Raw genomic sequence first — 23290 nt, 5'->3', positions numbered from 1 at the left:
ACCGGTGCAGGACGCAGCCCCGCACCGGGAAGCGGGATCACCAGTAGAACTGCGCGCGCGCCTCGAGGATGTTCGGCTTGTCACTGACGTTGCCGCGCGCGGCGCTGCTGTACTTGCTGCTGTCCACCATCACGTAGTTCAGTGCCAGCTTGAAGTTGGAACGCCAGTACCAGTTGGCGCCGACCGTCCAGGTGCTCATCTTGCCGCCGAGCACGCCGGCGACCAGCGGGGCGCCGACCGGACGCGTCACCACGTCGCCGTCGTTCAGGTCGATGTCGTCGTAGCGCACACCCAACTGCCACATGCCGCTGGCCGGTTCGGTCGGCAGCGGGGTGGTCGGCACGCCGGCCCTGTAGCCCCAGGTCTCGCCGGTGACGTTCCACACGCCGCTCAGGTACCAGCCGTTGCTGCTGTAGTTGCCGCTGGCGCCGTAGCGCTCGACCTTGGCGTTGTAGTACTCGCCCTGCGCCTTGAACGGGCCGGCGACCCACATCGCTTCGCCGCCGATCACGCCGATGCGGTCGGTGTTGGTCAGGTTGCCGCTGTCGACCAGCCGCACCGAGGCCTGGTCGGCGTCCGGACGCGCGCGCAGGCGCAGCGTGTCGGCGTCGGTGTCGTAGTTCACGTAGCTCAGGCCGAGGTGCAGGACGTTGCCCGACGCGTTGACCGGCGCGAAGGTGGCGCGCGCGCCGTAGCCGCTGCCGTGCGCCAGGTTGCGGGTCAGTTCGCGGCCGAACGCGCCGCCCACCACGCTCCAGTTGCTGTCGCCGAAGCCGACCGCGCCGCCGAGCCGCCGCGACACCGCGTAGGTGTTGGTGACCGAGGCCTTGGAGATGAAATCGTTGTTCTTGGTGCTGGACAGTTCTTCCAGGCTGTTGGGCTGCTTGTACTGGCCGACCTGCAGGAAGTTGTTGGCGTTGCCGCCGAACTTGTACTTGACGTTGGTGTCCAGGAACTTGCCGGTGCTGCGCACCGTAGTGCCGTTGTTGGACGCCTCGCGCAGGGTGCTGGCGTCGAAGCCCACCACCCACTCGAGGTTGCCTGGACCCTTGCCCTTGGCGACCAGCTCGGCGCGGCGGATGCCGAAGTCGGAATTCTTGCCATTGTTGCCGGTGGTGCCGTTGAGGTCCTGCACATCGTTGTCGTACCAACTGCCGTCGGCCTGGACCAGACCTTCGAAAGAGATTTCCGAGCCGCCGATCACATCGATGGCGATTTCGGCGTGCGCAGCAGGCGCGAACATCGCAGCGAGGACGGCTGCCGAGAGGAGGGTGCGGGACAGTTTCATGAAGTGCCTGGACGGTGGAAGATGCGCGCAGGCTAGTATGTGAAGATTGCGTAAATGTGACACTTGCGATGCATCGGCCGCGCAGCCGGACGCAGGCCGCCGCGCCGTCTGCGCATTGGACGCGCACCATGTTGCGCTCCCATGGCGTGCAGATGAACGCCACGCGCGGCGGCGCACGATGCGTGTCGCACACCGCGGCATCGTCTCGCCGCCGCGCCATCGCCTGGGGTTTCTGTGTGAAGCAACACTTTGCCGTCGCGCGGGCCGGGTACGTCGAGGCCATGGACACGCAGGCCCGCAATTGCATGCCGATGCTCGCCGCGCTGTCGTCGATCGCGCTGCCGGTGCTGATGCCGTCGCAGCGTGCGGCGCCGCCGAGAACCTCGCCCTCGACGCCGAGCAGGGCCGCCTCGTGCCGCCGCTGCCGGAAGACGGCCGGCGTCCTCCCGAGGCCACGCCGCGGCCGCGGCTGGCGCCGGCCCTGCGCCACGTCGCGGTCTGCAGGCGTGGCGCATGCGACGCATGACAGGGCGATCCCATGCCGGCGCTTCCGCGTTCGCCGCCCATCTGCGCAGCGGCGCGTTCGGCCGCGATCCGCTGGCCTTGGTTGGGCCTGTCGTTGGAGGGCTCGGCCACGTTCCTGCGCGTGCCGACCGTGGCGCGGACCCTCGCGCAACTGCCGCTCGACACCGAACTGCATCTGGACCTGGCGCGGCGACACCACCTCGACCATGCCTGCCTGGAACTGCTGCGCGACTGGAGTCGCAACGGCGCGGCCAGGGACAGCGAGCTGGTGGTGGACTGCAATGGATCGGCGCGTGGAGGGGCAGCGCGCGGCGCAGCCCGGTGCGTATCGTCCTGCTGCACCGGCTGCCGATCCGGGCCGGGCGCCGGTGCGGCTGCGGGCGGCGCTGCGACGAGCGAGGAGGCGAGTGCTCCGGCATCGGCGGCTGTCGGGGCTGAAGCCCTTCTTACAGGGCACCCGGCCGGCGCTCCGCTGGCTGTTGCAGGAGCGGTTCCAACCGCGACAGGAACAATGGCAGGATCACCGGCGTCCGCCGCCGCCGGGGCTGAAGCCCCACCTTGTACGTTACCGCTGCCAGGGCGTTCGGCCGGCGATTCGCGGGCTGTTGTACGAGCGGCCCCAGCCTCTCCACGCGGCCTTCGGCCGGTCGCCGCAGGACCGTCGAGGACGCGACCGCAGCTGCGCCACTCCTCACTCCAGTGGCTTGTCCCCGAACCGGCACAGGTCGCGGATCGCGCAGCGCGGGCAATCCGGTTTGCGCGCCTTGCACACGTAGCGGCCGTGCAGGATCAGCCAGTGGTGCGCGTCGTGCATGAACGGCGCAGGGACCCGCTTGAGCAGGCCGTCCTCGACCGCGCGCACGTCCTTCCCCGGAGCCAGCCCGGTGCGGTTGGCGACGCGGAAGATGTGCGTGTCCACGGCAATGGTCGGTTCGCCGAAGGCGGTGTTGAGCACCACATTGGCGGTCTTGCGGCCGACGCCGGGAAGGGCCTGGAGCGCGGCGCGGTCGCGCGGCACCGCGCCGGCGTACTGCTCGACCAGGATGCGGCAGGTGGCGATGACGTTCCTGGCTTTCGCGTTGAACAGGCCGATGCTGGAGATGTAGCGCTTCAGGCCGTCCTCGCCCAGCGCCAGGATCGCCGCCGGCGTGTTCGCCACCGAATACAGGCGGCGCGTGGCCTTGTTGACGCCGACATCGGTGGCTTGCGCCGACAGGATCACTGCGATCAGCAGTTCGAACGGCGTGGTGTAGTCCAGCTCGGTGGTCGGGGTGGGATTGAGTTCGGCCAGCCGCGAGAACAGTTCGTGGATCTCGGCCTTGCTCAGCGTGCACCCGCGCCGCGCCGCGGCGCTGCGTGCGCTCATTTCGGATCCCGTGTGACGGCCTTGGCCTTGGCCCGCGCCAGGATCGCCGCCGCCGCCGGCGGCAGCGCCGGGGCTGCGGCGGTCGCCGGCGGCGTGCGCCCGGCCTGGCGCGCGGCGGCGCGGCGCGCCAGGCGTGCGCTGCGTGCGCGGTAGCGTTCGCGCGCGGCCCAGGCCTCGCGCAGGCGTCGTTGCGCGGCCAGCAGCTGCGCGCGCAACTGCGGATGCGCCGGATCCAGCCGGTCGTCGTCGGCGTCGCCGGCATAGTCCATCAGGCCGCCGTCGATCGCCGCGTCCAGATCGTCGTCGAGCACCCAGCGCAGCAGTTGCAGCGGTGGTGCAGGGGAGGGCGAGGAGGGCATCGGCCGCGGCTCAGCGATTGCGGAACAGCGGCGCGCGCCGCTCCAGGAACGCACGGGTGCCTTCGCGCATGTCCTGGCTGGAGAACATGAGGCCGAACTGCGCCGTCTCGTACTCGAGGCCTTGTTCGAGCGCCGATTCGCTGCCGACCTGGATCGCGTCGAGGATGCCGCGCAACGCCAGCGGCGCGGCCCCGGCCAGTTGTCGCGCCAGCTGCAGCGTGGCCTCGCGCAGTTCGGCGGCGGGCGCCACGCGGTTGACCAGGCCCAGTTGCAGCGCGCGCGCCGCGTCGATCGGCGTGCCGAGCAGGCATAGTTCCAGCGCCGCGGCACGGCCGGCCAGCCGCGCCAGGCGTTGGGTGCCGCCGAAGCCAGGGATCAGCCCGAGGTTGATCTCCGGCTGGCCGAACCTGGCACTGTCGGCCGCCACCCGCAGGTGGCAGGCCATGGCCAGTTCCAGCCCGCCGCCGAGCGCGAAACCGTTGACCATCGCCAGCACCGGCTTGGGCATGCGCTCGATCCGGCGCATCAGGCGCTGGCCGAGCTGCGAGAAATCGCGGCCTTGCATCGGTGTCAGTTCGTTCATTTCGGCGATGTCGGCGCCGGCCACGAACGCCTTTTCGCCAGTGCCGGTCAGTATCGCCACACGGATTCCGGAGTCGGCCTCGGCCGCGGCGAAGGCCGCGTCCAGGGCATGTAATGTCTGCCGATTCAAGGCGTTGAGCTTGTCGACGCGGTTCACGGTGATGATGCGGATCGCATCCTGGGTATCGGTGACGACCGGTGCGCCGGACATGGCCATTCCTGAGGTGTAAAGAAGCAGTGAAGGGAACTCCGGGCACGCCGGCCTGTCAGACCCTGCGCCGCCGGTAGCGGTTATGCGCCGCGGGGGCTATCCTAACGCGCCATCTCAGGCGGCACGGGCCGTCCTGTGCCACCACCCTGGAGAATTGTTTGATGAAGTTGCGTTCTATTGCGGTCGCCGTGGCGGCCCTCGCCCTGAGCGGCAATGCGTTCGCCCAGGACACCTCGTCCGAGAAAGGCAAACTGAGCTATTACTTCGGCTACGACTACGGCAACAATCTTGCCGAACTGTCCGGCCGCGGCGAGCAGCTCGACATCAATGCGGTGGTGAAGGGCCTGCAGGATGCCTACGCCAAGAAGCAGCCGGCAGTCAGCGCCGACCAGTTGAAGCCGGCGGTCGAAGCGTTCCAGAAGCGCGAGCAGGCCCGCGCCCAGCAGGCCAAGGCCGACTACGAGAAGGCTGCTGCCGAGAACAAGACCAAGAGCGACCAGTTCATTGCGCAGAACAAGGCCAAGTCCGGCGTGCAGACGCTGTCCAGCGGCGTGCAGTACCGCGTGATCGAAGCCGGCAAGGGCGCCAAGCCGACCCAGGCCAGCACTGTGCATCTGGAAGTGGCTGGTCCGTATCCGTTCGGCCAGCGCCCGGCGCAGGCGCGCCCGGCGCAGCAGATCCCGTCGATCAAGGTCAGCGAGGTCGAGATGCAGGCCATGCGCGACACGCTGCTGCAGATGCCGGCCGGTTCCAAGTGGGAAGTGACCCTGCCGCCGGACAAGGCCTATGGCGCCGACCCGCGCACGCCGTTCCCGCCGAACGTGGCGGTGCAGTTCGAGATCAAGCTGGTCAGCGTCAAGTAAGCGCGCCGTCCAGTGCACGACGATTGCGCCGGCGGCAACGCCGGCGCAATTTTTTTGTGGCAAGGTAAAGTGCCGCCGCGCGCGAATCGCGCTAGGCTGGCGAGGTGCCGAATCCGATGGATCCCGTCCCCCATGCCCTGCTCACGCCCTGCATCGGTATCTGCGCCCTCGACGCGCAGGGGTATTGCGCGGGATGCCTGCGCAGCGGCGACGAGATCGCGCGCTGGCGCAACATGAGCGACGCCGAGCGCCAGCGCTACATGCAGGACGTGCTGCCGGCGCGCGGCTGGTCGCCGCCGTCGCCGGGGCAGCGCCTGGCCGAACGTTCGCGGCTGCTGCGCGCGCTGCACCCGTTGCAGCTGCCGCCGCAAGGTCCAGGCTGGAACCACCACGAGCTGCAGGATCTGCTGCCCGACGGCGCGCCGGCCGAGGCCGCGGTATTGGCCGCGCTGGTGCCGCGCGCCGACGGCACCCGCGTGCTGCTGACCCGGCGGACCGACGGCTTGCGCCACCACGGCGGCCAGGTCAGTTTCCCCGGCGGCCGCATCGAAGCCGGCGACGCCGATGCGGTGGCCGCGGCGATCCGCGAGAGCGAGGAGGAAATCGCCCTGTCCGCGGCGCAGGTCGAACCGCTGGGCTATCTGGATCCGTTCGCGACCATCAGCGGTTTCCGGGTGACGCCGGTGGTGGCGGCGGTCGATCCGGCATTCGTGCCGCAGCCGCATCCCGGCGAAGTGGCGGACGTGTTCGAGGTGCCGCTGGCCTACCTGATGGCGCCGGAGAACCTGCGCAGCATCCAGACCGACTACCGCGGGCGGCCGCGGGTGGTGCTGGAGTACGGCTGGCCGGGGCAGCGGATCTGGGGTGCGACCGCGGCGATCCTGCTCAACCTGCGCCGACGACTGGAGCAAACCGCGTGAGCGAATCGCACCCGCTGCCCGAATGGCAGCAACTGGTCGAGGCGCCGGCGCTGGCCGCCGCGCTCGGCCATCCGCATCTGCGCGTGGTGGACGCGCGCTTCGCGCTCGCCGATCCGCACGCCGGGCGCCAGGGCCATGCGCAGTCGCATCTGCCCGGTGCGGCGTACGCCGATCTCGACACCGACCTGTCCGATCTCGGCCGCCGTGGCCTGGGCCGTCATCCGCTGCCCGACGCCGCGGCGTTCGCGCGGACGCTGGGGCGCTGGGGCATCGCGCCGCACACCCAGGTGGTGGTCTACGACGCCGGCGACGGCAGCATGGCCGCGGCGCGGCTGTGGTGGATGCTGGGCCTGCTGGGGCACCGCCGTGCCGCGGTGCTCGATGGCGGGCTGGCCGAGTGGCGCCGGCTGGGCCTGCCGGAAACGCCGGCCGTTGCCGCGCCAGCGTCGCTGCCGCCGTATCCGCAGCGCTTCGACGCCAGCCGCATCGCCACCGCGGAGGAGGTCGTGGCGCGCCTGCACGAGGCGCCGGGCTGGCTGTTGGACGCACGCGCCGGCGAACGTTTCCGCGGCGAGGCGGAGCCGATCGATCCGCTCGCCGGGCACGTGCCCGGCGCGATCAACCGCCCGTCGGGCCAGAACCTGCGCGACGGCCGCCTGCGCCCGCCGCAGGAACTGCGCGCGGAACTGGAACCGCTGCTGCACGGGCGCGATCCGCGCGAGGTGGTGGTGATGTGCGGCTCGGGCGTGACTGCCTGCCATCTGCTGCTGGCGCTGGAACGCGCCGGCCTGCACGGAGCGCGCGTGTATGCCGGATCGTGGAGCGGCTGGATCGCCGATCCGTCGCGGCCGCGCGCCGGCGGCTAGCCCGGCAGGGCAGGCGCGGCGAGGGGGCACGGGTGGCGAGTACGAGGACCGAGGCGATGCGGTGGCGTGGCGCGTGGCTGCTGGGAGTGGCGCTGAGCCTGGCTGCCTGCGGCGAGCGGCCGCGCGCCGCAGGTGCCGACGCGTCGCCGCGTTCCCAGTCCGGCGCGCAGTACCGGATGGCGGTGGAGCAGCGCCGCGCGGCTCGCGTGGCGCTGCTGCGCGCAGCGGCCGGCTGGCTCAGCTATACCGGCTCCGGGCGCCTGCGCAGCGGCGTGCACCAGGTGGGCAGCGCCGCGGGCAACGGCGTGCAACTGCCGACCGGCCCCGCGCATCTGGGCAGCCTGCACGTCGGTACCGACGGCGAGGTGTCCTTCGAGGTCGCGGAGGGCGCGGCAGTGAGCGTGCATGGGCAGCCGTTCGTCGCCGGCCGCCTGGGCACCGATGCGGCGCACGCGACCCAGACACGACTGACGCTGGGCGAGCAGGAGTTCTACGTGGTGCGCACCGGCAACCTGTTCGGCTGGCGTTTCCGCGACCCGCATGCGGCCGCACGCGACAGTTTCCGCGGCATCGACTATTTCCCGATCGATCCGCGCTGGCGCGTGGTCGCCGATTGGCGTCCCGCGCCGGCACCGCGCGCGATCGTCCTGCTCACCTCGGTCGGCACGCCGCAGCCGCTGGCGCTGGCCGGCAGCGCCGAATTCGCCTTCGGCGGCCGCCGCTATCGGCTGCAGGCGTTGCGCGAGGACGACGGCGCGCGCCTGTTCTTCCCGTTCACCGACCGCACCAGCGGCCGAGAGAGTTACGGCGGTGCGCGTTATCTGTTCGTCGCGCCGCCGCAGGGCGAACGCATCGTGCTGGACTTCAACCTGGCGCAGAACCCGCCGTGCGCGTTCACTGCGCACGTGGTGTGCCCGCTGGCGCCGCTCGGCAACCGCCTGGAACTGGCGGTGACCGCCGGTGAGAAGAACTACCTGGGCCCGCGCTGAGCGGCGGTTCGCGGCGGCCGCCTGCGCCGCCCTGCGCGTTGCAGCGGACAGGACGCGCTGCGCGTGGCCCCGCGCCAGCGGTCCCGGCGGCACCCAGTGGCGCAGCCTGCGCCGCTGCGTTCGTCGCGGCTGCAGCCGCTACTACAGGAAGCCAAATGCGTTGGCCGCCGCGCCGCCGCGCCCGCGTCACCGCTTCCCGAGCACCAGCTCCACCGGTGTCGCCGCCGGCAGCGTCACCGTCACCGGCGCCGATTCCAGATCGCCTTCCTGGCGCATCGCGTTGCCGCTGTCGGAGAGCCGCGCCAGGACCTGCACTTGCTTGAGCTGCGACAGCTTCTGCGTCGGCATCGGGCTGTCGGCGTCGCTCAGGGTGACGCGCAGCGGCAGCGATTGCAGCGGGTGCTGCTGCACCGCGACCGGCATCGGCGGGCCGCCGGGCACGCGCGCGATCACGAACACCCTGGCGTTGCCGCGCAGGCGCGCACGCGCGGCCAATTGCGGATCCAGCGCAACCGTGACGGTGAGCGCGGTAGCGGAGGCGGGCGCCGCTTGGGCGGCGGTCTCCGCTGCGGCCGGGCCGCGCGCCGTCGCGGCCGCCGGCAGCGCCGGCAGGCCGGCATCGGCGCGTGCGGCGTCGATCTGCGGGCGCAGCGCGGTGGCGGTGGCCGCATCCACGCGCGGCAGCAGCCCTTCCCAGGTCGCGGCGGCCTCGGCGTGCTGGCCGCGCTGGCGCTGCGCGATGCCCAGGAACCAGGTGGCACGCTCGCCGTGCGGCTCGACCTGCAAGGCATGGCGCAGCCAGGCGATGCCCTGGTCGTCGAACTGCCGCTGTGGCGTGGCCAGCGCGCGCGCTTCGGCCGCCTGCACCAGCAACTGCGCCTCGTCCGGCGCCAGCTGCACCGCGCGCGCGAACGCGGCGGCGGCCTCGGTGGGGCGGCCCAGCGACATCTGCGAGCGCGCCAGCAGCGCCCAGCCGTCGGCCCGATTGGGATCCTTGGCCAGCGCCGCCTGCAGCCGCGCCACGCCATCTTCCAGATCGCGTGGCGCCTCGCGGTTCTGCGCCTGCAGCGCGCGCGGCGTGCCGACCAGCGCATACAGCGCGGCGGCGGCCACGCCCAGCGCCAGCACCGCGACGACCAGCAGCGCGCTACCGCCGCGCTGGCGCCGCAACGGCCACAGCATCGCACCGAACAGCAGCGCGGCCAGCACCGCGGCAAGTGCATGCATGCCCCAGCTCAGCATCGCTTCACCATTCCTGTTCGTCCTGCGCGGGCGGCGCGTCGCCGGCCGGCGCGCGGCGGCGCACGATCCGGACCAGGACCAGCGCGCCGGCGCCGAGCAGCGCCAGCGGCCCGAACCACAGCAGCCAGGTGCGCGATTCCAGCTGCGGCCGGTACAGCACGAACTCGCCGTAGCGTTCGACCAGGAAGCGCTTGATCTGCGCGTCCGAGCGGCCCTGTTGCATCAGCGCCAGCACCTCGCGGCGCAGATCCAGCGCGATCTGCGCATGCGAGTCGGCCAGCGACTGGTTCTGGCACTGCACGCAGCGCAGTTCGGCTGTCAGCGCATGGAAGCGCGCTTCCTCGGCCGCCGAGCGATAGGCAGGCGGCGTCGGGTCGGCGAGCGGTTGCGCGCCGCCATGGCCTGCGCCTGCCAGCAGGAGCAGGAGCGGCAGCAACTGCGCGCGCCGGCGGTGCATCACGGCGTGGCCCGGCCCTGTCTGGAGATAGGCGCATCGCGTTCGGCCTGCACCAGCGCCGGCAGCAGTTCGTCGCGGATGATCCGGTCGCTCAGTGCGCCGGAGTGTTTCCAGCGCACCACACCGTGCGCGTCCACCAGGAAGGTCTCCGGCGCGGCGGCCACACCCCAGTCGATCGCGGTGCGGCCGTCCGGATCGGACAGCACCACGAAGAACGGGTTGCCGAGCTGTTCCAGCCAGTGCAGCGCGTCTTCGCGGGTGTCCTTCCAGTCGTAGCCGATCACGCGCACGCGCTTGGTCAGCGCGAAGCGGGTCAGCACCGGGTGCTCCTCGCGGCACGCCGCGCACCAACTGCCCCACACGTTGAGCACGTACGGCGCGCCGCGCAACTCGGCGCTGCGCACGCGGATCGACGCATCGTGCAGCACCGGCAGCTCGAACGCCGGCGCCGGCTTGCCGATCAGCGCCGACGGCAGCGCATCGCGATCGGCCATGCCGGAACGCTGCACCGCATGGAACAGCAATGCCAGCAGGCCGAGGAAGAACAACACGCCGAGCACGATGGCGGCGAGCGGCAGGCGACGCGGAACGGGGGTGGACATCAGGACTTCTCCGGGGAACGACGGAAGCGCCGGTCGCCGGCGGCGACGAAGCCGCCCAGCGCCATCAGCGCTGCGCCCAGCCAGATCCAGCGCACGAACGGTTTGACATGCAGGCGCATCGCCCAGGCGTTGCCGCCCAGCGGTTTGCCCAGCGCGATATAGACGTCGCCGAACAGGCCGGGATGGATGCCGGCTTCGCTCAGGCTCTGGCCGCCGCTGGCATAGACGCGCTTTTCCGGATGCAGCAGCGCCAGCGGGCGGTCGTCGCGCAGCACCTGCAGGTGCGCGCGGTCAGACACGTAGTTGGGGCCGCGGGTCTGCTCCAGGCGCTGGAACTCGAACCGGTAGCGGCCCATCTGCAGGCTCTGCCCCGGCGCCAGCGCCACTTCGCGCTGCTGGTCCAGCGCCTCGACCAGCAGCGCACCGGTCAGGAACACCGCGATGCCGGCGTGGGCCAGGGTCATGCCCAGCATCTCGGCGGTGAAGCGGCTGCCCTTGCGCTGCAGCCGGCTCCACACGAAGCGCGCGGTGCCGAGCAGCACCCAGGCCGCGCCAGCCACGCCCGCGGCGGTCTTCCACGGTCCCTGCGGCGCCAGGAAGAAGCCGAGCACGCCGGCCAGCAGCGCCACTCCGGCCCATGGCGCCAGCAACGCCAGCGGCCGCGACGGCTGTTCGCGCTGCCAGCGGGTCAGCGGCCCGAACGGCAGCAGCGCCACCAGCGGCGCCATCAGCACCACGAACAGGGTGCCGAAGTAGGGTGGGCCGACCGACAGCTTGCCGAGTCCGAGCGCGTCGGCCAGCAGCGGATACAGCGTGCCGAGCAGCACCATCGCGCAGGCGCAGGTCAGCAGCAGGTTGTTGGCCAGCAGCAGGGTCTCGCGCGAGGACGCGGCGAAGCGCTGGCGCGGATCGCCGGCCGCGGCGCCGAGGCGGCCGCCGCGCAGCGCGTACAACAGCAGCGCGCCGCCGCAGACCAGGCTCAGGAACACCAGGATGAACAGGCCGCGGCCGGGATCGGCGGCGAACGCGTGCACGCTGGTCAGCACGCCCGAGCGCACCAGGAAGGTGCCCAGCAGCGACAGCGAGAACGCGGCGATCGCCAGCAACAGCGTCCACGCGGCGAAGCTGCCGCGCTTTTCGGTCACCGCCTGCGAATGCAGCAGCGCCGCGCCGGCCAGCCAGGGCATGAAGCTGGCGTTCTCCACCGGATCCCAGAACCACCAGCCGCCCCAGCCCAGCTCGTAGTACGCCCACCAGCTGCCCAGGGCGATGCCGATGGTCAGCAAGCCCCAGGCCACGTTGGTCCACGGCCGCGTCCAGCGCAGCCAGCGCGCATCGACCTGACCGTCGAGCAGCGCGGCGATGGCGAACGCGAACGGCACCGCGAAGCCGACGTAGCCGGCGTACAGCAGCGGCGGGTGGATCACCAGGCCCGGGTCCTGCAGCAGCGGATTGAGGTCGCGCCCTTCCAGCGGCGCCGGCAGCAGCCGCGCGAACGGGTTGGAGGTGAACAGCAGGAACGCCAGGAAGCCCAGGCTGACCAGCGCCAGCGTGCCGAGCACCCGCGCCATCACCGGCGCCGGCAGGCGCCGCGAGCACCGCGCCACCGCGCCGGTCCACAGCGCCAGGATCAGCGTCCACAGCAGCAGCGAGCCTTCGTGCGCGCCCCATACCGCCGAATAGCGGTACACCAGCGGCAGCAGCGAGTTGGAGTTCTCGGCCACGTAGGCCACCGAGAAATCCTGCACCAGGAACGCATGGGCCAGCACCGCGAAGGCGCCGGCGACCAGCGCCAGCTGCGCGAACGCCGCCGGCCGCGCCACCGCCATCCAGCGCGCGTGGCCGCGCTGCGCGCCGGCCAGCGGCAGGACCGCCTGCAGCAGCGCGGTGAGCAGCGCCAGGATCAGCAGGAGTTGGCCGAGTTCAGGGAGCATGGTGACGCCGGGACTCGGGACCCGGGACGCGGGACCCGGAAAAGCGGGACTGCGCGCGGCCTGGACGTTGGCTTTTACGCGTCCCGCGTCCCGCGTCCCGCGTCCCGCACCTCCATCCAGTCACTGCACCGCCTCCGCCACATCGTGCTTGCGATGCGCGTTGCCCATCTTGTCTTCCAGTTCCTTGGGCATGTAGGTCTCGTCGTGCTTGGCCAGCACGTCCTCGGCCACGAACACGCCATCGCGGATGCGGCCGGTGGCCACCACCGCCTGGCCCTCGCGGAACAGGTCGGGCAGGATCCGATCGTAGCTGACGGTCAGCTGCGCATCGCCGTCGGTGACCCGGAACCGTGCCAGCAGCGAACCGGGCGGGCGCTGGAACGAGCCTTTCTCGACCATGCCGCCGAGGCGGAAGCGGGCGTGTTCGCCGGTCTTGCCGGCCAGCACTTCGGCCGGGGTGTACAGGTAGGCGGTGTTGCGCTGCAGCGCCATCGCCACCAGCGCGGTGGTCAGCCCCGCGGCCAGCACCAGCACCATCAACAGCAGCAGGCGGCGCTTGCGCTGCGGGGTCATCGGCTCAGGTCCAGCGCGGCCGGATCGGCCTTGGGCCGCTGTTTTCGCTGCGCGCGCCGCCGCGCCGCGCGCAATGCGCCGCGCAGCTGCAGCCGCGCCAGCACGAAGTCGGCCAGCAGCACGCCGACGAACACCGCATAGGCACCGACTACATAGGGCAGGTAGTTCATGCGCGCGTCTCCGCCAGTTTCGCCACCCAGTCCTTGCCGGCCTCGCGGCGCAGGTTGTCGGCGCGCGCACGCGCCAGCAGCGAGCCGGCGAACCAGAACTTGGTCGCCGCCAGCATCAGCCACAGCGGCGGCAGCATGCTCGGGTCCATGCTCGACTGGCCGAACAGGCGAATGGTCTGGCCCTGGTGCAGCGAGTTCCACCACACCACCGAATAGCGGATCACCGGCAGCAGCGCCACGCCGACGATGGCCAGCAGCCCGGCCGCGCGCGCGGCGTTGCGGCGCTCCTCGATCGCCAGGTACAGGCCCATCACCCCGATGTACAGGAACAGCAGGATCAGTTCGGTGGTCAGGCGCGGGTCCCAGTCCCACCACGCGCCCCACATCGGCTTGCCCCAGATGCTGCCGGTCAGCAGGGTGATCACGGTGAAGGCGGCGCCGATCGGCGCGCAGGCCATCGCCAGCACCTCGCACAGCTTGATCCGCCACACCTGCGCGATCGCCGCGTACAGCGCCATCAGCCCGAACACGAACAGGCTCATCCACGCGCTGGGCACGTGAATGTAGAGGATGCGGAAGGCGTCGCTCTGCAGGCGGTCGGCCGGCACCACGAACAGCGCCTGCCAGGTCCCCGGCGCGGCCAGCAGCAGCGCGGCCAGGTAGCACCACGGCGTCCAGCGCGCGGCGAAGCGGTCGAAGGCGGGGGGCGAGCCGAGTTGGTGGAACCAGCGGACGACGGAGGACATGCGGTGGATTCTAGCGGGCGGGAGGCGTGCTTCGGTGCGGCGACAGCGGTTCAACGATAGACCATGATGGTACGGCGCGCGCTGCGCCAGCACGCTCAGCTCAACGCGATCCGGATCGCCGCCGCCGCCGCCAGCGGCGCCAGCACCAGGCCCAGCACCAGCCCGGCCGCCAGCAGCAGCAGGCCGCCGCCGGGGTCCAGGCCCTGCGCCGCGGCGGCCACGCTGCCGGCGCCGAACACCAGCACCGGCACGTACAGCGGCAGCGCCAGCAGCGCGACCAGGATCCCGGCGCGCTTCATGCTCACCGTCAGCGCCGCCACCACCGCACCGATCAGGCTCAGCAGCGGCGTACCCAGCGCCAACGATGCCAGCAGCACCGGCATGCGGTCATGCGGCAGGTGCAGCAATTCGCCCAGCAACGGCGTGGCCAGGATCAGCGGCAGCGCGGTGGTCAGCCAGTGCAGCAGCACCCGCACCAGCACCAGCCAGGCCAGCGGCACCGGCGCCAGCAGCCACTGTTCCAGTGAGCCGTCCTCGGCGTCGCCGCGGAACAGGCTGTCCAGCGCCAGCAGCCCGGCCAGCAGCGCCGCCAGCCACAGCGCGGCGCCGGCGACCTCGCCGAGCAGGCGCGGCTGGTTGCCCATCGCCAGCGCGAACAGCGCCACGATCAGCAGCGCGAACAGCGCCGGCTGCAGCGCATCGCCGCGGCGCCGCCACAGCAGCCGCAGATCGCGCAGCAGCAGCGCGCCGGTGGCCTGCCACAACGAGGGCACCGGCGCGGCCGGGCTCATGCGGCCACCCCGCTCAGGCGCAGCATGCGCGTGCGCACCGGCGGCGCGGCGTAGGCGCCATGGGTGGTGACCAGCGCCGCACCGCCGCTGCGCAGGTGCGCGGCGATCATCCGGTTGACCAGGGTGATGCCGTCCAGGTCGAGGTTGGCGTAGGGCTCGTCGAGCAGCCACAGCGGCGCCGGCGACAGCCACACCCGGGCCAGCGCCAGGCGCTTTTTCTGCCCGGCCGACAGCTGCCGCACCAGCGTGTCCGCGTAGCCGGCCAGGCCGACGATGGCCAGCGCGCTGCCCGGCATCTGCTTGGCGCGGCGGCCCTGCAGGCCGCACAGGTAGTGCAGGTTCTCCAGCGTGCTCAGGTCCGCCTTCAGTGCGCCGAGATGGCCCAGGTAGGCCATGTAGCGCGCGCGGTCGCCGCGGCGCACCGGGCGGCCGTCGATCTCGATGCGCCCGGCCTCGGCGCGCAGCAGCCCGACCAGCACCCGCAGCAGAGTGGTCTTGCCGGCGCCATTGTCGCCTTGCACCAGCAGCGCCTCGCCCGCGTCCAGGTGGAAATCCAGCGGACCGAACACGGCGTCGTCGTCGCGAGCGAAAGTGAGCCCATGCGCGGCCAGCAGCGGCGGCGGGGAATGCAGCGGATCGGTCATCGGCGAAGGGCCGCAGCGGGACGGGCGCGGCGGCAGACGGTGGCGGCGGGAGGTGCGCATTGTATCGGCATGCGGCCGCCTGGCGCGGGCGCAGTGGCGGCGGCTGCATGCCGGCGACGCCGCCGCGTGCCGTGCGGGGAACGCTGTTTTGCATGCCGCCGCCGCATTGCCGGCAAGCGGCTTTGCGTACACTTCGCGCTTTCCCGTTTCCGTGGCCTACGCATGCTCCCGCAGACCAAGCTGCCCAAGGTGGGCACCACCATCTTCACGGTGATGTCGCAACTGGCCGCCGAGCACGGCGCGGTCAACCTGGGCCAGGGCTTCCCCGACTTCGCCGCGCCGGCGCGGCTGATCGACGTGCTCGCGCAGGCCATGCGCCAGGGCCACAACCAGTACCCGCCGATGACCGGGGTGCCGGCGCTGCGCCAGGCGATCGCCGGCAAGGCGCTGCGCTGCTACGGCGCGCAGGTCGACCCCGACACCGAGGTCACCGTCACCAGCGGCGCCACCGAGGCGCTGTTCAACGCCATCCAGGCGGTGGTGCGGCCCGGCGAGGAGGTGATCGTGCTGGATCCGGCCTACGACAGCTACGAACCGGCGATCGACCTGGCCGGCGCGCGCGCGGTGCACGTGCCGCTGGACCCGCAGACCTTCGCGGTGGACTGGGAACGGGTGCGCGCGGCGATCACCCCGCGCACCCGCCTGCTGATGCTCAACAGCCCGCACAACCCGTCCGGGGCGATGCTCGGCGGCGACGACCTGCAGGCCATCGCCGACCTGCTGCGCGGCAGCGACATCTTCCTGGTCTCCGACGAGGTCTATGAGCACATCGTGTTCGACGGCCGCCGCCACGAATCGGTGCTGCGCTGGCCGGAGCTGCGCGAACGCGCCTTCGTCGTTTCCAGCTTCGGCAAGACCTACCACTGCACCGGCTGGAAGATCGGCTACACGATCGCGCCGCCGGCGCTCAGCGCCGAGTTCCGCAAGGTGCACCAGTACAACACCTTCACCAGCTTCGGCCCGGCCCAGTACGCCTTCGCCGCGATGATCCGCGACGAACCCGAGCACGACGAGCGGCTCGGCGCCTTCTACCAGGCCAAGCGCGACCGCTTCCGCGAACAGTTGCTGGGCACCCGGCTCGCACCGCTGCCGGTACCCGGCGGCTACTTCCAACTGGTCGACTACTCGGCGGTCAGCGACCTGCCCGACACCGAATTCGTGAAGCGGCTGACCATCGAGAAGGGCGTGGCCGCGATCCCGCTGTCGCCGTTCTACCAGACCCCGCCGACCGGCCAGCGCCTGGCGCGGCTGTGCTTCGCCAAGAACGAGGCGACGCTGGATGCGGCGATCGAGCGGCTGCAGCGGCTCTGACGAGCCGCGCCGGGACTCGGGACCGGGGACGGGGGACTCGTAAAATCGAGAGCGCGAATCGGCGACCCTCGCTTTATCGAGTCCCCAGTCCCGCGTCCCGCCTACTTCGAACCGGACACTCCCATGCCCCCCACCCCCGACCTCCGCATCTCCCTGATCCAAGGCGACACCCGCTGGCACGATCCGGCCGGCAACCGCGCGCATTACGCCGCGCTGCTGGCGCCGCTGGCCGGCGCCACCGACCTGGTGATCCTGCCGGAGACCTTCACCAGCGGCTTCTCCAACGAGGCGCTGGACCAGGCCGAGGGCATGGACGGGCCGAGCGTGGCCTGGATGCGCGCGCAGGCGGCGCGGCTGGGCGCGGCGATGACCGGCAGCGCGCAGTTGCGGGCGATCGGCGAGGACGGGACGGCGAAGGTCTTCAATCGCCTGCTGTGGGCCACGCCCGACGGCGAACTGCAGCACTACGACAAGCGCCACCTGTTCCGCTACGCCAACGAGCACCAGCGCTACGCCGCCGGACGCGAGCGGCTGTGCGTGGAGTGGAAGGGCTGGCGGATCAATCCGCAGGTCTGCTACGACCTGCGCTTCCCGGTGTTCTGCCGCAACCGCTACGACGTCGAGCGTCCCGGTCAGTTGGATTTCGACTTGCAACTGTTCGTCGCCAACTGGCCCTCGGCGCGCGCCTACCCGTGGCGCACCCTGCTGCGCGCGCGCGCGATCGAGAACCTGTGCTTCGTGGCCGCGGTCAACCGCGTGGGCGTGGACGGCAACGGCCTGCACTATGCCGGCCACAGCGCGGTGATCGACTTCCTGGGCCAGCCGCAAGTGGAGATCCGGGAACGCGAGCAAGTGGTCACCACCACGATCTCGGCGGCGGCGCTGGCCGCACACCGCGCGCGCTTCCCGGCCATGCTCGACGCCGATGCCTTCACCCTGGGCGTGCCCAACGCCGATCGCTGAACGGCGCCGTGCCGCAGGCCGTTTCCCACACGTGATCTTGCGCGGCGCGCTGCTACGCTCGCGCCGTTTCCCATTCACGGAACGTGGCCATGAACAACAAACTGTTGACCGCCGTCGCGCTGCTCGCCGGCCTCGCCTTCATGCCGCAGGCGCATGCCGCCGGCAACATCGATTGCCAGCTGCGTTTCAACCTGTCCGGCTGGTCGGTGTTCTACAAGACCGCCTCCGGCACCGGCACCATCACCTGCGACAACGGCGCCAAGATTCCGGTCAAGATCAGCGCCAAGGGCGGCGGGTTGAGCGTGGGCAAGTCGAAGATCGTCGACGGCCGCGGCCGGTTCACCGGCGCCTATACGCTCAACGATCTGTTCGGCACCTATGCGGGGGCCGAAGCGCATGCCGGTGTGGTCAAGTCTTCCGATGCGCAGGTGATGACCAAGGGCGACATCTCGTTGGCCCTGGCCGGCACCGGCAAGGGCTGGGACCTGGGCGTGGTGGTCGGCGGCTTCACCATCGAGCGGCGCTGAGCCGCGCGGTGCGACCGCGCGCGTGGCCGCGCCGATCGCAGTAGCGCGGTGGGCTGCTCGAAATGTGGGCGATGGCCGTTCGTGGCCGCTCCGCATGTGACTGCACGGGACGGGAACCGCTGGCCCGGGTTGTTGGTCGGCAGGCGAGACCCGCGAAGTGCAGGCGATGGAATAGTCTGGCGCTGCGGCAAGTCGGATTTCTAGATTTGTCGAATTGATTTTCCAAAGGGATCGCATAAATTCAAGCTGCGTGGTAATTCGGCAATCGCCTCCAGCGCGATCCGCATCCTCGCGAAAATATCCCGGGTAAATAAAGGATCGAACATGATAACGTCTGCCTTGGCGATGCCAGCCGCCACCTCCTTTCCATCTGCCACGCACCACGGCGGCGGTGTGTTACCTGTGACCGGCGGGGTGATGGGAGTTCTAAGTTCATCGAATAGGATAAAAATCAAGAATGAAGGTGGTGTGGTAATAGAGGAAATAAGGACCAGCGGCGGCTCCAGGATGATGACGATAAACAACGGACGTAGATCGGAGTTGATGGAAATAAAGGCGGGAGATGGTTTTGTCGGCAGCGTGGCTGATGCGCATGATCTGATGTATCGCAAGCAGCCATGCGATCGGCGGAAAATTGCTTCCAATTCAGCGGGCGCGCGCGATGCGCATGGCAATGATGGTCGTCGCCATGAGCGGACTGCTGGCGGTTCATCGAAGCCAATGGGGGAGCCGGCCGCCCGTGGCTCCGCTGGTACTGGCGCTGCTGCGCAGGATCCGGCTCATCGCCAGCAAGCGTCGAAAGGATCGGGCACGCCGGCCACCGCGGTTTTGAATCGTCCCAGCGACGCCTCCGTGAAGAATTTTGCATTGCGCGATGCGGTGGATCGGCCTGCGCATGGCCGCAAGGCGAGAAGCGTCAGCAGCTCGGGCAATGAAATAAACCAGATCGGCGGCGAAGAGTCGACTGGCGATGACGGTGATGGGCTGGATACAATTTATACCGAAGAACGGAAGCGTGGTTATCCAACCAATATGCGGATCAATGTAACGAATTTCAAATGGCCGTCCTTGCCGTCCTTGTTTCCGCCGTATGACAAGCACATCTGTGACAAGGCGGCGGATCGACTTGCGAGAGCCGACAGGGGCAAGATCCGTCTGTCGGATGCAGAAAGGCAGGAAGATACCGTTATCGTCAAGAGTTATATATGCCGGGGCTTTAATTCACCGTATGACCCGCGCTTGGGCAGATAGCAACGCCGCCGCCACGCGTTGCCGGAAATCAGGACCGATTCCCGTCCGGGGGGATGTCGCTACTCCGGTAGCGTCGACCTTCGGCGACCAAGCGAGAGGCTGCCGCCTGTGTGGGAGGACGGGCGGTCGCCAAGGTCCAGGGCGTGCGATCCACCCCCGAACAGGCCGCACTGGGTCTGGCAAGCTGTCAGTTGGTGTCTGCGACTGGCGGTTGGGCCACGCCGCGCGGCGCCAGCCGACGGCTGGCTTGCCAGACCCAATCCGCGAAGTCGCTCCCACAAGTGGCATCACTTGGATCGAAAGTGCTCTAGGACCACGCGGTCCCGCTAGCCCTGGCCGCGCTTGGCGGCACAGGGCCTTCGGTGCTTCGGTTGAGCCGACAACCCGCTGACGCAGGCGCCGTCGGCGGCGTCCTGGCCGCGCCTTCCGGCGCGGCCAGTGCGGCCCATCGGTTTCGACGCTCAGCCGCCGCGCGGGCCGCGATTGCCGCCGCCGGGCCGGCCGCCGCCGGGCCGGTTGCCGGCCGGGCGGCCGCTCGGACCCGGCCCGCGCTTCTGCCCGTCGCCGCGCGGGCCGGCCGGGCGCGCCGCGCGCGGCGCGGCGCCGTAGGGGTTGAAACCGGGGTTGGCGTGGTCGGACGGGAAGCTCGGCGCATTGCCCGGATGCCCGTACGGATGCGCCTTGCGCTGGCCTTGCTCCTGGCCGCGGCCCTGGGTCGCGCCCTGGCCGGCACCGGCGCCGGCCGGGCGCGGCTTGCCATAGGGACGCCCTTGCCCCTGGCCGCCACGCCCGTCCGGACCGGCGTTGCGGTGGCCGGTCGGACCGGTGCTGACACCCTCGGGCACGTACCAGGTGCGGAACGCGGCGGGGTTGCCGTCCGGCAGCGGTTTGGGCCCCTTCGGGTTGCGCTGCTTGAACGGCTTCTGCGCCTGCTTGGCGGCCATCTCGCCGCTGACGGTCAGCCCGCCGTACGGCTTCTTGCCGCCGCGGCCGCGGTCCTCGCGGAAGGTATCGAAGCGGCGCAGCTCGCGGCCTTCGTCGGCGACGTTGTGGCCGTTGACGTAGGCATTGCCGCCGCGGCCGACCTGCACGGTGGCCTTGGCCGCCTTGCGCTGGCCGATCACCGGCTGCAGGGTCAGCGCCGACGGCGTGCCTTCTTCCAGCTTCAGCTCGGCGCGCAGCGCCTCGACCTTGTCCTGCGCCAGTTCCAGCGACTGCCCGCGCAACAGCTCGCGCGGCAGCGCCACCTTGCCGTAGCGGGTGCGCTTGAGGCGGCTGACCTGGCAGCCCTGCGATTCCCACAGCCGGCGCACTTCGCGGTTGCGGCCTTCCTTGACCACCACGCGGAACCAGTCGTGCGAGTCGGTGCCGCCGATGCGCTCGATCTCGTCGAACTTGGCGCCGCCGTCTTCCAGCAGCACGCCGCGTGACAGGCGCTCGACCATGCTGTCGGGCACCTTCTCCTCGCCTTCCGGGGCGCGCACGCGCACCACGTACTCGCGTTCGATCTCGTAGGACGGGTGCATCATCGCGTTGGCCAGCTCGCCGTCGGTGGTCAGCAGCAGCAGGCCGGTGGTGTTGATGTCCAGGCGGCCGATCGCGATCCAGCGCGCGCCCTTCAGCGACGGCAGCGCCTCGAAGATGGTCGGGCGGCCCTCGGGATCCTCGCGGGTGGTCACTTCGCCTTCGGGCTTGTTGTAGACCAGCACGCGCGACGGCTCGGTCAGCGCGCTGGCGACGAAGCTGCGACCGTCCAGCTCGATCCTGTCGCCACTCTTGACCGACATGCCGGTCTGCGCGACCTCGCCGTTGACCTTGACCAGGCCGTCGGCGATGCGCTGCTCCAGCGCGCGGCGCGAGCCCAGGCCGGCCTGGGCCAGGACCTTGTGCAGGCGTTCTTCCAGTTTCGGCTGCTCGCCGGCGGCATCGCGCTTGAGCGAGAGCTTGTTCAACGACAGCTTGCGGGAGGTGTCACTCATTCACTTGGCTCCGGCCGGCGCGGGGTGCGTCGGCCTGTGGTTCGGAATCGGCATCGTCAACAGCCACGGTCGTCGTCGCGACGGCGTTGTCTTCGGCTTCGTTCGCATCCGCCGCGCGCTCGTCCGGCGCGGCTTCGGGTTCGCCCGTCGGGGCGGTATCGCTGGGTGAGGCATCCGCTGCGGCGGCGTCTGCATCGGTTTCGGTTTCAGTGCCGGTATCGGTATCGGTATCGGTATCGGTATCGCTGTCCGCGGTGGCCGTGGCGTCCGCAGCGGCGGGGTCGGTCGCGGTATCGGCCTGTGCTTCATCCAGGTCGACTGCGGCGTTGCTCGCCTCGGCGGGCGTCGCTTCGTCCGCGCCAGCGGCCGCGTCCGCCGCGTCCGCGCCGGGCTGGGCCATGTCGCCGACCGGCAGCGCGTCGCGGTCCAGCGGCAGCTGCGGTTCCAGCTCGCCGATGTCCCGCAGTTCCGACAAGGGCGGCAGTTCGTCCAGGCGCTTGAGCCCGAAGTAGTCCAGGAAGCCCTTGGTGGTGCCGAACAGCGCCGGCTTGCCGGGCACGTCGCGGTGGCCGACCACGCGGATCCACTCGCGCTCTTCCAGTGCCTGGATGATGTTGCTGCTGACCGCAACGCCGCGCACCTGCTCGATCTCGCCACGGGTGATCGGCTGGCGGTAGGCGATCAGGGCCAGGGTCTCCAGCGTGGCGCGGGTGTAGCGGGTCTTGCGTTCGGTCCACAGCCGCGCCACCCACGGGTGCACCTCGCCGCTGACCTGGTAGCGGAAGCCCGACGCCACTTCCGCCAGTTCCACGCCGCGCCCGGCGCAGGCCGCGCGCAGCTGTTCCAGTGCGCGCTCGATGCTGCCCGGCGGCGCCGGCGCGTCCTCGGGGAACAGGCCGTGCAGTTGGGCCAGCGGCAGCGGTTGGTTGGCGGCGAGCAGGGCGGCTTCGACGATGCGGTTGATCAGCGCTTGATCCATGCGTAGGCGGGTCTTGGTGTCAGGTAGGGCCGTTGGCGGCGTCGGTATCGTCGAATTCGCTGTTGAACTGCAGCGGTTCGTTGGTGTTGCCCAGCGCCAGCGACTTGACGTAGATCGGCGCCATGGCCCGCCGTTCGCCCGCGGCGGCGGGCTGCATCGGTTCCTGGACGATGTCCAGCAACTGTTCCTTGGCCAGCTCCAGCAAGGCCAGGAAGGTGACCAGCACGCCGAGCTTGCCTTCCTCGGCACGGAACAGCGACTCGAACCGGTAGAACCGGCCGTCGTCCAGGCGGCTCAGCACTTCGCCCATCCGTTGCCGCACGCTCAGCGCCTCGCGCTTGATCGCGTGGCCGCTGAACAACTCGGCGCGCTTGAGCACGTCGTACAGCGCCAGCAGCATCTCCTTCAGTTCCACCGGCGGCGGCAGCTTCACCGCGGCGCGGTCGGGCACGTGCGCCTGCACCGGCGTGGTGTCGCGGTCCTGCCGCGGCAGCGCGTCGATGTCCTCGGCGGCCTGCTTGAAGCGCTCGTACTCTTGCAAACGGCGTACCAGTTCGGCGCGCGGATCGGCTTCCTCGCCTTCCTGCGCCGGCGGCCGCGGCAGCAGCATCCGCGACTTGATCTCGGCCAGGATCGCGGCCATCACCAGATATTCGGCGGCCAACTCGAAACGCAGTTCCTGCATCACGTTGATGTAGTCCACGTACTGCCGGGTGATCTCGGCGACGGGGATGTCCAGGATGTCCAGATTCTGCCGGCGGATCAGGTACAGCAGTAGATCGAGCGGGCCTTCGAACGCGTCCAGGATGACTTCCAGCGCATCCGGCGGGATGTACAGGTCCTGTGGGATCTGCAGCACCGGTTGCCCATGCACCACCGCCAGCGGCATTTCCTGCTGCTGTGGCGCGGTCGGCTGGATTGGCGGGTTCGCGTCGAGCGCGAGTTCGGAGGTCATCGGTTGGACATCAGGTGTTGCGATAGCGAAGGGCCGGGCAGGGGCGATCCGGTCGCGGCGCCTTGCCTGCAGTACCGCGGTTCACGTCGCGTCGTCCCCGCAACGCGATCCACACTTCAACAGGACACAAGACATAC

General features: G+C 70.5%; 26 protein-coding genes and 1 pseudogene. 10 read left to right on the top strand and 17 right to left on the bottom strand.

Annotated features, from left to right (window positions below):
* Positions 1 to 37: 37 nt before the first annotated feature.
* A complete protein-coding gene (locus G4Q83_RS13040) occupies positions 38 to 1288 on the bottom strand; it encodes an OprO/OprP family phosphate-selective porin (RefSeq protein WP_128419126.1) in 1251 nt (416 codons plus the stop codon).
* 301 nt (positions 1289 to 1589) lie between these two features.
* Here G4Q83_RS13040 and G4Q83_RS22625 point away from each other — a divergent pair, with 301 nt between their 5' ends.
* Positions 1590 to 1814, top strand: coding sequence for a hypothetical protein (locus G4Q83_RS22625; RefSeq protein ID WP_128419127.1), 225 nt, complete (start codon positions 1590 to 1592; stop codon positions 1812 to 1814).
* A gap of 87 nt (positions 1815 to 1901) precedes the next feature.
* Positions 1902 to 2118: pseudogene (locus G4Q83_RS23395) on the top strand (SulP family inorganic anion transporter); the annotation flags it as partial.
* Positions 2119 to 2504: 386 nt separating this feature from the next.
* Here G4Q83_RS23395 and nth read toward each other — a convergent pair.
* From nth to G4Q83_RS13025, 3 genes are read right to left on the bottom strand one after another with little or no spacing between them, the layout of a single operon-like run.
* The gene (gene nth, locus G4Q83_RS13035) at positions 2505 to 3179 is read right to left on the bottom strand and encodes an endonuclease III (protein WP_128419128.1); all 675 of its coding nucleotides are present in this window, start codon (positions 3177 to 3179) and stop codon (positions 2505 to 2507) included.
* A complete protein-coding gene (locus G4Q83_RS13030) occupies positions 3176 to 3538 on the bottom strand; it encodes a hypothetical protein (protein WP_128419129.1) in 363 nt (120 codons plus the stop codon). Before G4Q83_RS13030 ends, nth begins: the two co-directional genes overlap by 4 nt.
* Positions 3539 to 3548: 10 nt before the next feature.
* Positions 3549 to 4331, bottom strand: a complete 783-nt coding sequence (locus tag G4Q83_RS13025; protein WP_128419130.1) for an enoyl-CoA hydratase/isomerase family protein — start codon at positions 4329 to 4331, stop codon at positions 3549 to 3551.
* Between the two features lie 161 nt (positions 4332 to 4492).
* Here G4Q83_RS13025 and G4Q83_RS13020 point away from each other — a divergent pair, with 161 nt between their 5' ends.
* The 4 genes from G4Q83_RS13020 to G4Q83_RS13005 all read left to right on the top strand — a co-directional run bounded on the left by G4Q83_RS13020 (position 4493) and on the right by G4Q83_RS13005 (position 7969).
* A complete protein-coding gene (locus tag G4Q83_RS13020; RefSeq protein WP_128419131.1) occupies positions 4493 to 5194 on the top strand; it encodes an FKBP-type peptidyl-prolyl cis-trans isomerase N-terminal domain-containing protein in 702 nt (233 codons plus the stop codon).
* 116 nt (positions 5195 to 5310) lie between these two features.
* A complete protein-coding gene (locus tag G4Q83_RS13015; protein WP_128419132.1) occupies positions 5311 to 6114 on the top strand; it encodes an NUDIX hydrolase in 804 nt (267 codons plus the stop codon).
* Positions 6111 to 6980 (top strand): sulfurtransferase, encoded by an 870-nt coding sequence (locus G4Q83_RS13010; protein ID WP_128419133.1) that lies wholly within the window; start codon positions 6111 to 6113, stop codon positions 6978 to 6980. The genes G4Q83_RS13015 and G4Q83_RS13010 overlap by 4 nt, the downstream gene beginning before the upstream one ends.
* Before the next feature lie 56 nt (positions 6981 to 7036).
* Complete coding sequence (locus G4Q83_RS13005) at positions 7037 to 7969, top strand: DUF1684 domain-containing protein (protein ID WP_128419134.1); 933 nt, start codon at positions 7037 to 7039, stop codon at positions 7967 to 7969.
* A gap of 186 nt (positions 7970 to 8155) precedes the next feature.
* Here the strand turns inward: G4Q83_RS13005 and G4Q83_RS13000 are convergent, their stop codons facing one another.
* From G4Q83_RS13000 to ccmA, 9 genes are all read right to left on the bottom strand, one after another.
* A complete protein-coding gene (locus tag G4Q83_RS13000; protein WP_128419135.1) occupies positions 8156 to 9211 on the bottom strand; it encodes a tetratricopeptide repeat protein in 1056 nt (351 codons plus the stop codon).
* Positions 9212 to 9215: 4 nt separating this feature from the next.
* Positions 9216 to 9668, bottom strand: coding sequence for a cytochrome c-type biogenesis protein (locus tag G4Q83_RS12995; RefSeq protein WP_128419136.1), 453 nt, complete (start codon positions 9666 to 9668; stop codon positions 9216 to 9218).
* Positions 9668 to 10270 (bottom strand): DsbE family thiol:disulfide interchange protein, encoded by a 603-nt coding sequence (locus tag G4Q83_RS12990; protein WP_128419137.1) that lies wholly within the window; start codon positions 10268 to 10270, stop codon positions 9668 to 9670. The genes G4Q83_RS12995 and G4Q83_RS12990 overlap by 1 nt, the downstream gene beginning before the upstream one ends.
* On the bottom strand, positions 10270 to 12204 hold the full coding sequence (locus G4Q83_RS12985; RefSeq protein ID WP_128419138.1) for a heme lyase CcmF/NrfE family subunit: 1935 nt from the start codon (positions 12202 to 12204) through the stop codon (positions 10270 to 10272). The genes G4Q83_RS12990 and G4Q83_RS12985 overlap by 1 nt, the downstream gene beginning before the upstream one ends.
* A gap of 120 nt (positions 12205 to 12324) precedes the next feature.
* A complete protein-coding gene (gene ccmE / locus G4Q83_RS12980; protein WP_128419139.1) occupies positions 12325 to 12777 on the bottom strand; it encodes a cytochrome c maturation protein CcmE in 453 nt (150 codons plus the stop codon).
* Entirely contained in the window at positions 12774 to 12947 is a 174-nt protein-coding gene (gene ccmD, locus G4Q83_RS12975; protein ID WP_128419140.1) for a heme exporter protein CcmD, read from the bottom strand. The genes ccmE and ccmD overlap by 4 nt, the downstream gene beginning before the upstream one ends.
* Positions 12944 to 13693 (bottom strand): heme ABC transporter permease CcmC, encoded by a 750-nt coding sequence (ccmC, locus tag G4Q83_RS12970; RefSeq protein ID WP_128419141.1) that lies wholly within the window; start codon positions 13691 to 13693, stop codon positions 12944 to 12946. The genes ccmD and ccmC overlap by 4 nt, the downstream gene beginning before the upstream one ends.
* 95 nt (positions 13694 to 13788) lie before the next feature.
* Positions 13789 to 14484 carry a heme exporter protein CcmB gene (gene ccmB / locus G4Q83_RS12965; RefSeq protein ID WP_128419142.1) on the bottom strand — a complete coding sequence of 232 codons (696 nt, stop codon included), beginning with the start codon at positions 14482 to 14484 and terminating at the stop codon, positions 13789 to 13791.
* Complete coding sequence (gene ccmA, locus G4Q83_RS12960) at positions 14481 to 15128, bottom strand: heme ABC exporter ATP-binding protein CcmA (RefSeq protein WP_128419143.1); 648 nt, start codon at positions 15126 to 15128, stop codon at positions 14481 to 14483. The genes ccmB and ccmA overlap by 4 nt, the downstream gene beginning before the upstream one ends.
* A 222-nt stretch (positions 15129 to 15350) precedes the next feature.
* Here ccmA and G4Q83_RS12955 point away from each other — a divergent pair, with 222 nt between their 5' ends.
* The 3 genes from G4Q83_RS12955 to G4Q83_RS12945 all read left to right on the top strand — a co-directional run bounded on the left by G4Q83_RS12955 (position 15351) and on the right by G4Q83_RS12945 (position 17989).
* Complete coding sequence (locus G4Q83_RS12955; protein WP_128419144.1) at positions 15351 to 16499, top strand: pyridoxal phosphate-dependent aminotransferase; 1149 nt, start codon at positions 15351 to 15353, stop codon at positions 16497 to 16499.
* A 123-nt stretch (positions 16500 to 16622) separates the two neighbouring features.
* Positions 16623 to 17462, top strand: coding sequence for an amidohydrolase (locus G4Q83_RS12950; protein WP_128419145.1), 840 nt, complete (start codon positions 16623 to 16625; stop codon positions 17460 to 17462).
* 89 nt (positions 17463 to 17551) lie between these two features.
* On the top strand, positions 17552 to 17989 hold the full coding sequence (locus tag G4Q83_RS12945; RefSeq protein WP_128419146.1) for a hypothetical protein: 438 nt from the start codon (positions 17552 to 17554) through the stop codon (positions 17987 to 17989).
* A gap of 200 nt (positions 17990 to 18189) precedes the next feature.
* Here G4Q83_RS12945 and G4Q83_RS12940 read toward each other — a convergent pair whose 3' ends face one another.
* Positions 18190 to 18513 carry a hypothetical protein gene (locus tag G4Q83_RS12940; protein ID WP_128419147.1) on the bottom strand — a complete coding sequence of 108 codons (324 nt, stop codon included), beginning with the start codon at positions 18511 to 18513 and terminating at the stop codon, positions 18190 to 18192.
* A gap of 19 nt (positions 18514 to 18532) precedes the next feature.
* Here G4Q83_RS12940 and G4Q83_RS12935 point away from each other — a divergent pair, with 19 nt between their 5' ends.
* Entirely contained in the window at positions 18533 to 19240 is a 708-nt protein-coding gene (locus G4Q83_RS12935; RefSeq protein ID WP_128419148.1) for a hypothetical protein, read from the top strand.
* Between the two features lie 461 nt (positions 19241 to 19701).
* On the opposite strand, the gene G4Q83_RS12930 is transcribed toward G4Q83_RS12935, so the two are convergent.
* The 3 genes from G4Q83_RS12930 to G4Q83_RS12920 are packed head-to-tail and all read right to left on the bottom strand — an operon-like array spanning position 19702 to position 23153.
* Positions 19702 to 21219 (bottom strand): pseudouridine synthase, encoded by a 1518-nt coding sequence (locus G4Q83_RS12930; RefSeq protein ID WP_128419149.1) that lies wholly within the window; start codon positions 21217 to 21219, stop codon positions 19702 to 19704.
* Positions 21212 to 22198: an SMC-Scp complex subunit ScpB gene (gene scpB, locus G4Q83_RS12925; protein WP_128419150.1), complete on the bottom strand. Its 987-nt coding sequence runs from the start codon at positions 22196 to 22198 to the stop codon at positions 21212 to 21214. Before scpB ends, G4Q83_RS12930 begins: the two co-directional genes overlap by 8 nt.
* Positions 22199 to 22217: 19 nt before the next feature.
* A complete protein-coding gene (locus G4Q83_RS12920; protein ID WP_128419151.1) occupies positions 22218 to 23153 on the bottom strand; it encodes a segregation and condensation protein A in 936 nt (311 codons plus the stop codon).
* Positions 23154 to 23290 lie beyond the last annotated feature (137 nt).

Source organism: Xanthomonas theicola, assembly GCF_014236795.1.
GTDB classification, from domain to species: Bacteria; Pseudomonadota; Gammaproteobacteria; order Xanthomonadales; family Xanthomonadaceae; genus Xanthomonas_A; species Xanthomonas_A theicola.
Note: the sequence above shows the minus strand (reverse complement) of the source record. Positions and strands in the feature narration are given on the sequence as shown.

Excerpts from the sequence above, each read along its gene's own strand:
- G4Q83_RS13040 (WP_128419126.1), bottom strand. The coding sequence starts at position 1,288 with ATGAAACTGTCCCGCACCCTCCTCTCGGCAGCCGTCCTCGCTGCGATG.
- nth (WP_128419128.1), bottom strand. The coding sequence starts at position 3,179 with ATGAGCGCACGCAGCGCCGCGGCGCGGCGCGGGTGCACGCTGAGCAAG.
- G4Q83_RS13030 (WP_128419129.1), bottom strand. The coding sequence starts at position 3,538 with ATGCCCTCCTCGCCCTCCCCTGCACCACCGCTGCAACTGCTGCGCTGG.
- G4Q83_RS13025 (WP_128419130.1), bottom strand. The coding sequence starts at position 4,331 with ATGTCCGGCGCACCGGTCGTCACCGATACCCAGGATGCGATCCGCATC.
- G4Q83_RS13020 (WP_128419131.1), top strand. The coding sequence starts at position 4,493 with ATGAAGTTGCGTTCTATTGCGGTCGCCGTGGCGGCCCTCGCCCTGAGC.
- G4Q83_RS13015 (WP_128419132.1), top strand. The coding sequence starts at position 5,311 with ATGGATCCCGTCCCCCATGCCCTGCTCACGCCCTGCATCGGTATCTGC.
- G4Q83_RS13005 (WP_128419134.1), top strand. The coding sequence starts at position 7,037 with ATGCGGTGGCGTGGCGCGTGGCTGCTGGGAGTGGCGCTGAGCCTGGCT.
- G4Q83_RS13000 (WP_128419135.1), bottom strand. The coding sequence starts at position 9,211 with ATGCTGAGCTGGGGCATGCATGCACTTGCCGCGGTGCTGGCCGCGCTG.
- G4Q83_RS12995 (WP_128419136.1), bottom strand. The coding sequence starts at position 9,668 with ATGCACCGCCGGCGCGCGCAGTTGCTGCCGCTCCTGCTCCTGCTGGCA.
- G4Q83_RS12990 (WP_128419137.1), bottom strand. The coding sequence starts at position 10,270 with ATGTCCACCCCCGTTCCGCGTCGCCTGCCGCTCGCCGCCATCGTGCTC.
- G4Q83_RS12985 (WP_128419138.1), bottom strand. The coding sequence starts at position 12,204 with ATGCTCCCTGAACTCGGCCAACTCCTGCTGATCCTGGCGCTGCTCACC.
- ccmE (WP_128419139.1), bottom strand. The coding sequence starts at position 12,777 with ATGACCCCGCAGCGCAAGCGCCGCCTGCTGCTGTTGATGGTGCTGGTG.
- ccmD (WP_128419140.1), bottom strand. The coding sequence starts at position 12,947 with ATGAACTACCTGCCCTATGTAGTCGGTGCCTATGCGGTGTTCGTCGGC.
- ccmC (WP_128419141.1), bottom strand. The coding sequence starts at position 13,693 with ATGTCCTCCGTCGTCCGCTGGTTCCACCAACTCGGCTCGCCCCCCGCC.
- ccmB (WP_128419142.1), bottom strand. The coding sequence starts at position 14,484 with ATGAGCCCGGCCGCGCCGGTGCCCTCGTTGTGGCAGGCCACCGGCGCG.
- ccmA (WP_128419143.1), bottom strand. The coding sequence starts at position 15,128 with ATGACCGATCCGCTGCATTCCCCGCCGCCGCTGCTGGCCGCGCATGGG.
- G4Q83_RS12955 (WP_128419144.1), top strand. The coding sequence starts at position 15,351 with ATGCTCCCGCAGACCAAGCTGCCCAAGGTGGGCACCACCATCTTCACG.
- G4Q83_RS12950 (WP_128419145.1), top strand. The coding sequence starts at position 16,623 with ATGCCCCCCACCCCCGACCTCCGCATCTCCCTGATCCAAGGCGACACC.
- G4Q83_RS12945 (WP_128419146.1), top strand. The coding sequence starts at position 17,552 with ATGAACAACAAACTGTTGACCGCCGTCGCGCTGCTCGCCGGCCTCGCC.
- G4Q83_RS12935 (WP_128419148.1), top strand. The coding sequence starts at position 18,533 with ATGGAAATAAAGGCGGGAGATGGTTTTGTCGGCAGCGTGGCTGATGCG.
- G4Q83_RS12930 (WP_128419149.1), bottom strand. The coding sequence starts at position 21,219 with ATGAGTGACACCTCCCGCAAGCTGTCGTTGAACAAGCTCTCGCTCAAG.
- scpB (WP_128419150.1), bottom strand. The coding sequence starts at position 22,198 with ATGGATCAAGCGCTGATCAACCGCATCGTCGAAGCCGCCCTGCTCGCC.
- G4Q83_RS12920 (WP_128419151.1), bottom strand. The coding sequence starts at position 23,153 with ATGACCTCCGAACTCGCGCTCGACGCGAACCCGCCAATCCAGCCGACC.